This is a genomic window from Rhizobium sp. BK591 (assembly GCF_014195045.1).
GTDB classification, from domain to species: Bacteria; Pseudomonadota; Alphaproteobacteria; order Rhizobiales; family Rhizobiaceae; genus Rhizobium; species Rhizobium anhuiense.
In genome coordinates this window covers 621,896-634,736 of record NZ_JACIAZ010000004.1, presented here as the reverse complement: position 1 = coordinate 634,736, position 12,841 = coordinate 621,896, and the positions used below count along the sequence as shown (strand labels likewise).

Annotated in this window: 13 protein-coding genes; 3 read left to right on the top strand and 10 right to left on the bottom strand. The window is 62.9% G+C overall.

Annotated features, from left to right (window positions below):
• Position 1: 1 nt before the first annotated feature.
• From cheD to FHX10_RS21230, 9 genes are all read right to left on the bottom strand, one after another.
• Positions 2 to 556 carry a chemoreceptor glutamine deamidase CheD gene (cheD, locus tag FHX10_RS21270; protein WP_028755565.1) on the bottom strand — a complete coding sequence of 185 codons (555 nt, stop codon included), beginning with the start codon at positions 554 to 556 and terminating at the stop codon, positions 2 to 4.
• On the bottom strand, positions 553 to 942 hold the full coding sequence (locus FHX10_RS21265; RefSeq protein ID WP_003556488.1) for a response regulator: 390 nt from the start codon (positions 940 to 942) through the stop codon (positions 553 to 555). Before FHX10_RS21265 ends, cheD begins: the two co-directional genes overlap by 4 nt.
• On the bottom strand, positions 943 to 1,986 hold the full coding sequence (cheB, locus tag FHX10_RS21260; RefSeq protein WP_047613585.1) for a protein-glutamate O-methylesterase CheB: 1,044 nt from the start codon (positions 1,984 to 1,986) through the stop codon (positions 943 to 945).
• A complete protein-coding gene (gene cheR / locus FHX10_RS21255; RefSeq protein ID WP_028755567.1) occupies positions 1,983 to 2,891 on the bottom strand; it encodes a protein-glutamate O-methyltransferase CheR in 909 nt (302 codons plus the stop codon). Before cheR ends, cheB begins: the two co-directional genes overlap by 4 nt.
• Positions 2,888 to 3,355: a chemotaxis protein CheW gene (locus FHX10_RS21250; protein ID WP_028755568.1), complete on the bottom strand. Its 468-nt coding sequence runs from the start codon at positions 3,353 to 3,355 to the stop codon at positions 2,888 to 2,890. Before FHX10_RS21250 ends, cheR begins: the two co-directional genes overlap by 4 nt.
• 4 nt (positions 3,356 to 3,359) lie before the next feature.
• Positions 3,360 to 5,654, bottom strand: coding sequence for a chemotaxis protein CheA (locus tag FHX10_RS21245; RefSeq protein WP_097595988.1), 2,295 nt, complete (start codon positions 5,652 to 5,654; stop codon positions 3,360 to 3,362).
• Between the two features lie 17 nt (positions 5,655 to 5,671).
• The gene (gene cheY1 / locus FHX10_RS21240) at positions 5,672 to 6,037 is read right to left on the bottom strand and encodes a chemotaxis response regulator CheY1 (protein WP_003570362.1); all 366 of its coding nucleotides are present in this window, start codon (positions 6,035 to 6,037) and stop codon (positions 5,672 to 5,674) included.
• Positions 6,034 to 6,330, bottom strand: a complete 297-nt coding sequence (locus FHX10_RS21235) for an STAS domain-containing protein (RefSeq protein ID WP_003545491.1) — start codon at positions 6,328 to 6,330, stop codon at positions 6,034 to 6,036. The genes cheY1 and FHX10_RS21235 overlap by 4 nt, the downstream gene beginning before the upstream one ends.
• A gap of 63 nt (positions 6,331 to 6,393) precedes the next feature.
• Positions 6,394 to 8,022 (bottom strand): globin-coupled sensor protein, encoded by a 1,629-nt coding sequence (locus FHX10_RS21230; RefSeq protein WP_184390156.1) that lies wholly within the window; start codon positions 8,020 to 8,022, stop codon positions 6,394 to 6,396.
• A gap of 726 nt (positions 8,023 to 8,748) precedes the next feature.
• Here FHX10_RS21230 and FHX10_RS21225 point away from each other — a divergent pair.
• On the top strand, positions 8,749 to 10,170 hold the full coding sequence (locus tag FHX10_RS21225; protein WP_184390154.1) for an ArnT family glycosyltransferase: 1,422 nt from the start codon (positions 8,749 to 8,751) through the stop codon (positions 10,168 to 10,170).
• A gap of 6 nt (positions 10,171 to 10,176) precedes the next feature.
• On the opposite strand, the gene FHX10_RS21220 is transcribed toward FHX10_RS21225, so the two are convergent.
• Entirely contained in the window at positions 10,177 to 10,482 is a 306-nt protein-coding gene (locus FHX10_RS21220; RefSeq protein ID WP_028755572.1) for a helix-turn-helix transcriptional regulator, read from the bottom strand.
• Positions 10,483 to 10,516: 34 nt separating this feature from the next.
• On the opposite strand from FHX10_RS21220, the gene ybaL reads away from it, so the two are divergent.
• Both ybaL and FHX10_RS21210 read left to right on the top strand, forming a co-directional pair.
• On the top strand, positions 10,517 to 12,337 hold the full coding sequence (ybaL, locus tag FHX10_RS21215) for a YbaL family putative K(+) efflux transporter (protein WP_184390151.1): 1,821 nt from the start codon (positions 10,517 to 10,519) through the stop codon (positions 12,335 to 12,337).
• A 54-nt stretch (positions 12,338 to 12,391) separates the two neighbouring features.
• Positions 12,392 to 12,772, top strand: coding sequence for a hypothetical protein (locus FHX10_RS21210; RefSeq protein ID WP_047613573.1), 381 nt, complete (start codon positions 12,392 to 12,394; stop codon positions 12,770 to 12,772).
• Positions 12,773 to 12,841: the final 69 nt, after the last annotated feature.

The window sequence follows — 12,841 nt, the reverse complement described above, 5'->3', positions numbered from 1 at the left end:
ATCAAAAAAATTCGATACTGGTTTCGACGGGCTTCTGCGGAGCGGCGGGACGCTGCTCGAGAGCGACGGTTCTCTGCGTTTCGGCGCCGGTCAGGGGGTATTGCCGCGCACGACCGGAGACCGGCCAATATTCAAGCTTGCGTCCATGCTCTCCGCCGGTGGAGGAACCGACCACCGGAATGCCTTCATCCCTCAGGAACTGCACGGCGAAGGCCGCGTTCTGCTCACCGACATTGGAGAATGTCGAGATCGTCTTCGCGCCGCCGAAGATCTTTGCCTCCAGCCGGTCGCGCCGGGCGCCCTGCTTCAGGAGACCGTTGATCAGCAGTTCCATCAGATGCACGCCGTAGCGCGTGGCATCGCCGCCTGATGTCGGCGAGGTCGCCGAACCGGGCAGCAGGAAGTGGTTCATGCCGCCGACGCCGGCGATGGGGTCTCTGAGACACGCAGCCACGCACGAACCGAGAATGGTCGAGAGGACCGCATTCGGATCGCTCAGAACCTTGTACTCGCCCTGAATGATGTGCACGCGGCGGGCTGCCCCCTCAGTGATCATTTCAGGGCTCCAAACACGGCTTCGATGGCCGCTTTCATCTTCTCGATCGTGAACGGCTTGGCGAGCACGTTGTTGGCGCCGAGCTGGGCCGCCTTCTGTACCAGTGCGCGGTCACCCTGAGCGGTGAGGATGATGAAGGCCGCCTTCTTGGTGTTCGGGTTGGTGCGCACGGCCTGCAGGAAGCCGATGCCATCCATCTTCGGCATGTTGAAGTCCGAGATCACCAGGTGGTGCGGCTGCTCGGCCATGATCTTCATGCCCTGCTCGCCGTCGCCGGCCGACGTGATCTGTTTGAAACCGAGCTGGGTCAGCGCGTCGCTGAGCAGCAATCGGCTCGTTACCTGATCATCGACGATCAGAACTTTGATTTTCTCCGCGATCGACATTTATTCGGTCCCTTCCTTTCGGGCGGCTGTCATTTTCAATATTTCTTCACCGATGGCAGACAGCGGCAGCTGCTGCTCAACGGCGCCAAGTTCGTGGGCAACCCTTGGCATTCCGTAAACGACACAGGTTTTTTCGTTCTGGCCGAGCGTTCTGGCGCCGGCGTGGCGCATTTTCAACAATCCGGCGGCGCCGTCGCGGCCCATTCCGGTCAAAATTACGCCGACGGCGTTGCGGCCCGCCAGTTCCGCGACCGAATCGAACAGCACGTCCACGGATGGGCGGTGGCCATTGACCGGCGCACGGTCGACGAGGCGGCAGGACGGCGCCGAGGCGCCGCTGACCTGAAGGTGACGCTCGCCGCCGGGCGCCAGATAGATCTTGCCGATTTCGAGGCGGGCACCATCGGTCGCTTCCTGCACCACCGGGGCACAGAGGCGGTTCAGCCGTTCGGCGAAGCTCTTGGTGAAGGTCGGCGGCATATGCTGGGTGATGACGGTCGGCGGGCAATTTGCCGGAAATTTCTGCAACACGGCGATCAGCGCTTCGACGCCACCGGTCGACGAGCCGATGGCGACGATCTTGCGGCCGACGCGGAAATCGGCGACGGAGGGCGGTGGCGTTGGCGCGGCGGTGGGCTGCGAGAACTGGCGCTGTGTGCGCGCGGCGGCCTTGACCTTCTCGGCGAGGTCGCCGAAGGGCCTGAGTTCGCCCGGACCCGGCTTGCCGACACAGTCGAACGCACCGATCTCCAGCGCCGCAAGCGTCGCCTCGGCGCCGCGATGGGTCATGGTGGAGACCATGATCACCGGCATCGGGCGCAGCGTCATGATCTTTTCGAGGAAATCGAGACCGTTCATGTTCGGCATCTCGATGTCGAGGGTCACGACGTCCGGGTTCAGCCGCTTGATCGCTTCACGCGCTTCCAGCGCGTCGCCGGCCTGGCCGATGACGTTGACCTCAGGATCAGAACTCAGGACGGCAGTGATCAACCCGCGCATCGTCGGCGAGTCGTCAACAACGAGAACCCTTGCCGGAGCGCTCATGCCTTCCTCCCGAGACCTTTGGTCGTATAGCGATAGGTCGTGATGCCGATATTGTCGAAGACGTGTTTTGCCTCGCCCGAAACACGCTCGGAATGGCCGATATAGAGATGACCGCCTTCCGGCAGCAGGCCGGCGAAACGCTGCCAGATCTTCATCTGCGTCGGCTCATCGAAATAGATGACGACGTTGCGGCAGAAGATGACGTCGAACTTGCCCTTGAACGGCCATTGCGCCATCAGGTTCAGCTCGTTGTAGGTGATCAGCCGCTTGACGCGGTCGTCGACCTGGAACTTCCTGCGGCCCTGCACCTCGACTTCGCTGAACCATTGCTTGCGCATGGCCGGCGAAACGGTTTCGAGCGCGTTCTCGTCATAGGCGCCGGCCCGGGCGATCGCCAGGATCTTCGGGTCGATGTCGGTTGCCAGAATCTTGAAATCGTAATCGGCGACATTCGGCATCAGCGACAGCACGGTCAGCGCGATCGAATAGGGTTCCTGGCCGTCGGAGGAGGCCGCCGACCAGATGCGCACCCTGCCGCCCGATCTAGCCCGCTGCAGCAGCTCCGGCAGGACATGGTCGCGCAGATGGTCGAAATGGTGGTTTTCGCGGAAGAAGCGGGTGAAATTGGTCGTCAGATGCGACAGCATCTCACGGCGCGCCGGGGCGCCGGCCGGCGAAGCGACGAGGTCGCAATATTCCCGGAAGCCGGACAGGCCGAGATTGCGGATATGTTTCGACAGGCGCGAATAGACGAGCGACGCCTTCGTCTCGTTGAGGAAGATGCCGGCATCCGAATAGATCATCGCGGCGATCTCCGTGAGATCGCGGCGCGTCAGCGGATATTCTCCGCTCGCCAGGACCTCGTCGGATCCCTGCCTTTGATCTTTTGCGCCCATTACACTCATGCGGCTTCGCTTTCGGTCTCTGAAAAGAGGGATTCGAGTTCGATCAGGCAGATCATGCGCTTCTCGATGGCGAGAATACCGCGGGCAAATTGACGCTCGAGTTCGGAGGAGATCTCGGGCGTCGGCTGGATGGTTTCGTCGGTCACCGTCAGGATATCGGAGACGGCGTCGACCAAGAGGCCGACGACCTTGCGCCGGACCTGGGCGACGATGATGACATGACGGGCAGTCGGATCGGCCGGCTTCATCCCCAGCCGGGCGGCCAGGTCGATGATCGGCAGCACCGCGCCGCGCAGGTTGATGACACCAAGCATATAGGCAGGCGAGTGCGGCATCGCGGTCGCCGGGGTCCAGCCCCGGATTTCGCGAACCGACATGATGTTCACGCAAAATTCCTGATCCCCGATGCGGAACGCGATCAGTTCGCGATCCCCCTCGTTCAGATTTTTTACAGTGTACGACATTCCCTTACCCTACCGCTGCTAACGACATTTCCGCTTTGAGCGACTGGCCGCGCGAGGCGCCGACAACCGCGTCGACATCGAGGATGAGAGCCACGCGCCCGTCACCGAGAATGGTGGCGGCGGCGATGCCCGGCACGTGGGTGTAGTTGGCTTCCAGGCTCTTGATGACCACCTGGCGCTGACCCTGGATGGCATCGACCATCAGGGCGCGCTGGCCGCCGCCTTCGGATTCCACCAGAAGCGCCACGCCCTCGACAGGATTGGCCTGGGTCGCTCGGAAGTTCAGGATGCGGCCGACATCGACCAGCGGGCAGAACGAGTTGCGGATCGAGATCAGCCGGTGGTTGGCACCGAAGGAGTGGATCGCGGCCGCTTCCGGCTGCAGGGTTTCGACGATCGCCGTCAGCGGCACGACCAGCGTCTGGCCGGCAACGGTGACCACCATGCCGTCGAGAACGGCGAGCGTCAGCGGCAGGCTCATGGTGAAGACCGAGCCGTGACCCGGCTTCGAGGTGATGTTGATGCGGCCGCCGAGCGCCTGGATCGAACGTTTGACGACGTCCATGCCAACGCCGCGGCCGGAGATGTCGGAGATCTTGTCGGCCGTCGAGAAGCCCGGCAGGAAGATCAGGTTGTCGATTTCCTCGTCCGAAAGGTTGGCATCGGCCGGAATGAGATCGTTGTCGATCGCCTTCTGGCGGACCTTCTCGCGGTTGATGCCGGCGCCGTCGTCGGCAAGCTCGATCAGGATGCGTCCCGAACGATGCTTGGCGGTCAGGCGAACCGTGCCTTCGGTATTCTTGCCGGCGGCTGCGCGCTTTTCGGGCGTTTCGATGCCGTGGTCGACGGCATTGCGGATCATGTGGGTCAGCGGCTCGGCCAGCTTGTCGATGACCGTCTTGTCGACTTCGGTGTTTTCACCTTCGGTGATCAGGCGGATCGACTTGCCGGTCATGTCGGCGATTTCGCGGACGATACGCGACATGCGCTGGAACACCGGCTTCACCGGCTGCGCGCGGATCGCCATGACCGAGTCCTGGATCTCGCGGGTGAGCTGCTGCAGCTCCTCGAGGCCCATATTGATCGAGGAGGTGCCGGTCGTGTCATTCTCGATGACGCTCTGCGACAGCATCGCCTGGTTGATGACCAATTCGCCGACGAGGTTGATGAGGCGGTCGACACGGTCGAGATCGACGCGGATCGTCTGGCCGGCACCGGCGGCATTGTTCTGGGCGGCAGCGCTTGCGGCGGCGGCTGCGGCGGCTGCCGATTCCTTCTTCTCGACACGGGCTGCGGCTGCGGCCATCTGCGTTACGTTGGAGGCGGTCTCGGCGGCGGCAACGGCGGCGGCCGTCTCTTCGGCGCGCGCGTCGGCGGCAACGTCTTCGGTTGCGCCCGTTTCATCCAGGATCGACAGATCGAAGGGAACCGGCACCATCGGCAGTTCGTCGTTGCTGGTCGCGTCAGCCCTTGCTTCCTCGAGCGGCTTCACCGTCAGTTCGCAATCCCATTCGGCGAATTCGAAGACGGTGCGAATGGCGTCCTCGCCCTTGTCCGTCTTGATCGTGACGTTCCAGAAGAAATAAGCGCCTTCCGGATCGAGTTCCTCGAGGCCCGGCAGCTCGTCCGTGTTGCAATAGATGGTCATTTCGCCGAGGCGCGAGAGATCGCGCAGCAGCAGGGTCGCGTCGTTGCCCTTGGAATAGAGTTCGTAGCGCGGCTTGAAGATGACTTCATAGGTCGGCAGGTCGGAGTCCGCATCGCCTTCGCCGCCAAAATCGTCGAAGGAAAAGGGGATCGGCTGGAAGCCGCTGTCATCCGTCGGCTTGACGGCCGGCGCTGGAGCGGCCTTGGCCGCGGGCTTTGCGGCAGCCTTCGGCGCGGGCGCCTCGGCCGATGCCGAAGGAGACGGCAACTCGCCGTTGGCCAGCGCCTCGAGCTCCTTGACGAGGCCGCGGCTGCGGCTTTCATCGACACTGCCGCCGTCGCGCGCAGCATTCGTCAGGTCGGCCAGCACGTCGGCCGACTTGAGCATCACCTTCAGGACGTCCTGGGTCGGCTCAAGCTTGTTGGATCGAACGCAATCGAGAGTGGTCTCGAAAACATGGGCGAAGGCTACCAGATCATCAAGGCCGAAGGCGCCGGCGCCACCCTTGATCGAATGCACGGCACGGAACACCGCATTGACGGTTTCCGGATCGCGATCGCCATCATTCATTTTCAGAAGACCGGATTCCAGCTCGGCGAGCTGTTCCTCGCACTCCTGGAAAAAGATCTCTTTGATTTCGTTCATATCCATAGGAGCAAATCCTGGGTTTAAGCGGTTACACGCTCAATGGCATCGATCAGCTTGGCCGGGTCAAAAGGCTTGACGATCCAGCCCGTGGCACCGGCCTGGCGGGCGCGGTTCTTCTTTTCCGCGTCGCTTTCGGTGGTCAGGACCAGGATCGGGATCGCCCGATATTTCTCGTTGCGGCGAACACCTTCGATGAAGCCGAAACCGTCGAGACGCGGCATGTTGATGTCGGTCACGATGACGTCAGGATTGGACTCTTCGAGAACCTCGAGGCCTTCGACGCCGTCTTCCGCCTGGATCGTCTCGAAGCCGGCATTGTTCAGCGTCACGAGCAGCATGTTTCGGATGGTGCGGGAATCATCCACGGTAAGAACTTTTTTCTTCATTGCCGAATCTCCTTGGCAAGCAGGTGGTCAATATTGACGCCAACCAGCTGCATGGTTTTCTGAAATGCGTCGGACACCTTGGAGAAGGTGAACGGCTGCTTGTCCTGTTCCCAGGTCTTCTCGGCGGACATCAGAACCTGGGCGCAAAGAGCACCGATCCGTTCGACGCCTGATGCGTCGATCGAAAGGCCGCTGCCCCTGAGGGAGAGGAGTTTGTCGCGCAAGGCGGAAGCCTCGTTGAGGTCGAGCACCGCTGTCAAATCCAGCGTCTTGCCACTCTTCTTTGCTGCCATCAGCTTTTCCTTGTCCCCTTGTCCCCGGCTCGAGAAGACGAGCTGAGGCAATCATCCGATAGGTTAGTAAACATTCCGCCCACCTCCGACGCTTGCGAAGGGCTTCGGAACGCCAAAATCGTCATTTTCATAGGCGTCTTCGACCGGTGCCGGACGGGCAGAGGCTTCGATGGCGCGCGGCGGTGCGGCGCGAACCGGCGCCGGGCGCCCGGCATTGGCGTTTTCCCGAGCGATGCGGAACTCGCGAACCGTCTGGCCGAGCTCGAGAATGACGGTGTGGAGGTGGTCGGCGCCCTTAGCCGAGCGCTCCGCCAGGCCGGCACTCTCCGCCACCTCGCCGCCCAGACCCTCGACGTCTGATGTGACGCTGTCGAGGCTTGCGGCATGTTCGCCGGTTCTCGTGGCGATGCCGGCGATGGCGGCGTTGATGTCGGTGACCTGACGCACGATGCTGCCGATCGAATCCTGTGTGCGGCCGACCATCTGCACGCCGGCGTCGACCTGCGCCTTGGTCGTCGTCACCAGCGTCTTGATCTCGCGGGCGGCTTCGGCCGAACGCTGGGCAAGGGCGCGGACTTCCTGGGCGACGACGGCAAAGCCCCGGCCGGAATCGCCGGCGCGCGCGGCTTCGATGCCCGCGTTCAGCGCCAGAAGATTGGTCTGGAAGGCGATCTCGTCGATCGCGCCGATGATCTGGCCGATCTTTTCCGCCGACTGTTCGATATCGGCCATGGCGCTGATCGCGCGACCGACGACCTCACCGCTTTCCTCGACCGCGGCGCGCGTCGAGGCGGCTGCCTGTTCGGCGGCGCGGCTGTCGGCCGCACCGTCGCGAACACTGCCGGCAATGCCGGCAAGGGCGGCGGCGGAAAGCTGCAGCCGGTCGGCCTGACCGGAAGCCGTGCCGGCGAATTGCCTGGACAGGCCGGCAAGCGAGCCTGTCGCCGCTTCGGCTTTGAGCGTGCGCTCTGTGATCGCGGCAAATTCCGCCTGAAGTCCGTCCAACGCGCCATTCAGCGCGGCGGCGATCCCGGCATGGTCGCCGTCGACGGGCGCGCGGCGTGTCAGGTCGCGGGCAGAAAGACCTTCGATGACATCGCCGAAGATCCGGGCGATCTCAGCCTCGTTGTCGGCGCGCTGATCGGCGAGCGCGCGGCTCTGGGCGGCGCGCAGCGCGTTGAAGCGCAGCGAAACGGCAATTTCCACATCGACCATGACGATGCGGATGATCGCCGTCATCAGATCGGAGATTTCACGGCCGCGGCGCTTGGCCGACGGCAACAGCGGACGGCCGGCAATCTCCTGGGCAAGACCGGAAACGACATGCTCCAGCATGACGCCATGGCCGGCGACGTGCCAGCGCGGGTCGAGGCCCATCTTGTTTTCGGTATCGGAGAGCACCTTGACGCGCTCGGCATAGAGACTGTCGAACCGCGCATCCGTCAGCACGTCCCAATGCGAGGACTGCAGATCATGCAGGCGCTCGACCTGACGCTCGCTCTCGAAATTGCGCGAGGCGTCGGGGAACGACTGGAATCGATGGAAGAGGTCCCTGAGCCCCGCCTTCAAATGGGCTTCGAGGGTCGGCCGGTTGCGGCGCACCAGCTCGCACTGGTCGGCATCGAGACCGGCAAAGCGCAGGCGGTCGCGCAAGCTGCCTGCCTGCGCTCCACGAGCCTGATCTGATGGCATGTCCTGCCTCAATGCCTGTCCCCAACCACATTCCGGGCGACGGCCCGGCGAAAAACCTGCGCAGCATCCGTTGAACGCGAAGCGTGGAGACGGTTCTCACCACCGGTTACAACCGGCGGATCGAAGCCCCCTGATCAGCTATGTTTCGGAGCTGTCTGAAGAGATGGATACCGGATCAACCCGGTACGGCGGGACGGCGTCATGCCTGGTGGGAACGAGTGCATCTTCCCATTCCGACGTGTAAACCAATGTTTATGGTTAATTCCTTGCCTGAAGGTTAATAAGCCTTTCGCAGGACAGGCTTTTGAAGCAATTCAAGGCAGTTGGCTGCAAATACTGTTGCGGAGTTGCATGGCTGCTACAAGGCACACGCAAGCTCCGTGGTATATGCCGGTCGATAACCAAGACATGACGTCGACAAGGACAGAGCAATGATTGTTCTCGGATTGGGTTCCTGCTTGATAGCAATGACGCTGCTTGCAGCCGTCGCCCTCCTCGATTTTCTCGCTGCACACCGCGATACCCGCACGCTTCGGGTGTTCTAAGCGCGTCGCGCTTTCAGATACGCTCCTCGCGCTCCGGCTCTTTATTTCCAACGCATGTCGTTATCGCAAAACCGCTACACAGTTTTGTGCGACATGCTGTAGACCGCCCCTTCCCCGTTGGCAGTCCGGCACCTTTGGTGTATCGCACTCGCGCCTTTCATGTCAGCGGAACTATTCGTTCATGTCCCCCAGATCTGGTCTTCTCATCGTTCTCGGCTTCACGCTCTGGCGCGTCGTCCTGCTCAATTTTGATGCGACGGACCTTTTCGTCGATGAGGCGCAGTACTGGTTCTGGTCGCAGAATCTCGATCTCGGCTATTATTCCAAGCCGCCGATGATCGCCTGGGTGATCCGGGCGATGACCGAGTTTTCCGGCTCCAACGCCATCTATTGGATCAGGCTGCTCGGACCGCTGATCCACATGGCGGCTGCATTGGTGCTGATGAAGATAGCAAAGCGTTTGGTCGGGCCGGAGATCGAAGGCTGGACGGGCGCCACCTACATCACCCTTCCCGGTGTGGCGCTTTCTTCGGTGTTCTTCTCGACCGACGTCATCCTGCTGTTCTTCATCGCGATCGCCCTGCTTGCCTATTTCGGCCTGACGCAGCGACGCTCGGTCGGGCTGGCGCTCGTCATGGGCCTTGGGGTTGGCCTCGCCTTCCTGTCGAAATATGCCGTGCTGTTCGTCGTTCCGGGCGGCGCGATTGCCCTCCTGCTGATTCCTGCGGCGCGCATCGCCATTCGGGATTTCATCATCGCGGTCGCGGTCGCGGCGATCGTCGCCTTGCCGAACCTCTGGTGGAACCTGCAGCACGACAACACGACGGTGCGGCATACGCAGGATATCGCCCATTGGAGCGAACTCGGCGTCAATCTCCGTCGCGGGCTTGAATTCTTCTCCGCCCAGTTCGGCGTCGTCGGGCCGATCATCTTCTTTGCGATGCTTTGGGCGGTCTATCGCATGATCAAGGGCAGGAGCGACGACCGGGAAAAGATGCTGGTCTGGCTGTCGATGCCGGTGGTGGTGCTGATCACGCTGCAGGCGACGGTCGCCAAGGCCTATGCCAACTGGGCGGTGACCGCCTATGTCGCCGGGACCATCCTTGCCGTCTGGCTGCTTTACCGGATGTGGCCGAAGGGGCTGAAACTGTCGCTCACCATCAACGGCATCGCCAGCCTGCTCTTCCCGCTGGCGACGATCTTTCCGCAGCAGTTGCTGCTGCCGAACGGCGACGAATTGATGAAGCGCTATCTCGGCCGCGCCGAGGTCAGCCGCGAGGCTGCCGCACTCGCCGGTCAGGCCGGCACCGACATCATCGTCACCGACAATCGCGACATGGTCGCCGATCTTTTCTATACGCTCCGCGATGCATCCTACCGGATCTATGCGCGGGCGCCGGCGGGCCTTCCGGAGAGCTATTACGAGCAGGAATTCGCGCTGCCGGCCGAGATTACCGGCAAAGTGCTTTTCCTGACGGACGGGGGCCTCACCTGCGCCACCGAGGCGCCCGAGGTGCTGAAGAGCTGGCAGCCGACGCAAGGCAACTACAAGGGCAAGACGCTCTCCGCCTACAAGGTCTCTGCCGCCTGCCTGGCGCCCTGAACCGATTCAGCCGGCTGGATTGGGCAGGCAGAGACCGGTGCCCGCTCCCTCGATCTCGACGAATTTGACGCCGCCCTCCTCGAAGGCGAGGCGCAGCTGCGCCTCCGTCGCGCGGTGGATGTCGTGGTGCCTTCCCTCGTAGTCGCGAATGGTGCTGCGCGAGACCGCGGCCCTTTCGGCAAGATCGGTCTGGGTCCAGTCGAGCAGGCCGCGTGCCGCGCGGCAGAGAGCGGGAGTGAGAATTGTTTCCCGTGCGCCTTGACCCATGATTTTAAGTTGCCCATATTGGTCGATATAGACCATATATGTCATATTACGAACGGGATTTCCAGATCGGGAGACGACGATGCCACACGATACGCCCTTGATTTCGACAATCGTCGGCGGTCTCGTGCTGGCTTTCATCTTCGGCGCCTTCGCCCATCGGCTGCGGATGCCGCCGCTCGTCGGTTATCTCATCGCCGGCGTGCTTGTGGGGCCACATACGCCGGGTTATGTGGCGGATCAGAACCTTGCGCCGGAGTTGGCCGAAATCGGCGTCATCCTGCTGATGTTCGGCGTCGGGCTGCATTTCTCCCTGAAAGACCTGCTGTCGGTGCGCGGCATCGCCGTGCCCGGCGCGATCGTGCAGATCGCCTTTGCGACACTGCTCGGCTGGGGACTCGGCGCCTTCATGGGCTGGCCGACCGGCGGCAGCCTGGTCTTCGGCCTGGCGCTTTCGGTCGCCTCCACCGTCGTGCTGTTGAAGGCGCTGCAGGAGCGGCGGCTGGTCGAGACGGAGCGCGGCAGGATCGCCGTCGGCTGGCTGATCGTCGAGGATCTCGCCATGGTGCTGGCGCTGGTGCTGATCCCGGCCGCCGCCAGCATCGGCGGCGAGGGTCACGCTCCTGTCGAGCCGCTCTCGGCCGCACTCAGCCGTCTGTTCGGCCTCGATCTCGGCATCGGCGGCATGATCGCCATGACGCTGGTGAAGGTGGCGTTGTTCGTGGCGCTGATGCTGGTCTTCGGCCGCAAGCTCATTCCCTGGACGATGCACCGCATCGCCCATACCGGTTCGCGCGAGCTATTCCGGCTCGGCGTGCTGGCGATCGCGCTCGGCGTCGCCTTCGGCGCGGCGAAGCTCTTCGGCGTGTCGCTGGCGCTCGGCGCCTTCTTTGCCGGCATGGTGCTGGCCGAAAGCGAACTCAGCCATCGCGCCGCGCAGGAAAGCCTGCCGCTGCGCGATGCCTTCGCCGTGTTGTTCTTCGTCTCGGTCGGCATGCTGTTCGATCCGAATATCCTGATCGACAAGCCGCTGCCGATTCTGGCCACCATCTTCATCATCGTCATCGGCAAGTCCGTCGCCGCCCTGCTGATCGTGCTCGCCTTCAAGAAGCCGCTCGGCACAGCGCTGACGATTTCGGCCAGCCTCGGCCAGATCGGCGAGTTCTCCTTCATCCTCGCCGCCCTCGGCGTCGAACTCGGGCTGTTGCCGGAGGAAGGCCGCGACCTGATCCTGGCCGGCGCCATCATTTCGATCATCCTCAATCCGCTGCTGTTCTTCCTCTGCGACCGCATGCGGCCGCTGCTGGATGGTGCAAAGCGCGAAGACGTCGTGGCCGACCCTGCTCCCGCTGCAGATGCGATAGCAGCCCAGGAGGAGATGCCGTCTGAAGACGACGAGGTGCACCCGACTGCTCTCAGCGGCCACGCCATTCTCGTTGGCTACGGGCGGGTTGGCAGCATCGTCGGACAGAATCTCAAGTCGTCAGCCACACCTTTTCTCGTCATTGAGGACTCCGATAAGCGCATCGGCGAGCTGAAGGTGCAGGGTATCGAAACCCTGGCGGGCAATGCGGTGATGCGGGAAACGCTCGATCTCGCCAATCTCTCCGGCGCCCGCAGCATTGCCATCGCCATCCCCAACGCTTTTGAGGCCTGCCGCATCGCCGAGCAGGCGCGCAGCGTCAATCCATCGATCCTCATCGTCGCCCGCGCCCATTCCGATGCAGAGGTCGATGAATTGAAGCAATATGGCGCCGACACCGTCATCATGGGCGAGCGCGAAATCGCGCTTGGCATGGTTGACCGGCTCGCCCAAGTGCATCATGAGAGTGTGCCCTATGAAGACGGACTTGGGCCTGATACAATTATGCCTGCGGATGAACCTCCGCCGGAAAAAGAATGAGAGATTGGCGCGCTTTTGAGCCGATACGGGAGTGACATGGCCGGGACGGAGAAGATGGAGCTGGAGCAGCGCCGTCTGACGGGCCGTATCGCCGCCTCCCTCCTCGTCGCCATTCTTGCCTATCTCGGCCTGCTTCTCGGCGGCAACCTGATCATCTCGCCTGTTGTCACCGTCAACACACTCTCCTCTTCCGAGCGGGATCCGCAGCCGCCGCAGCTGACCGCGCGCGATGCCGTGCGCGGATTGCTTGCCACCGAGCGCAGGCTTGCGCCCAAGCAGGCGGCGCATGACGCCGGATCGCCTGCCCTTGCCGTCGCCCCGGCTCTCGATTTCGCCGGCTGGACCATGCCAGCCGCTTTTCCGGCATTCGAAGCCTCGCTTCGCGCCGCAGTCTCCAGGACCCATCAGCCGCGCGCACCGCCCGCCGCTGCCTGAGGTTTGCGCCGATCGGCGCTCCGACCGACCATTGACGACATGCCGCCAGCGCCCGAGCGCCGGCCCTCG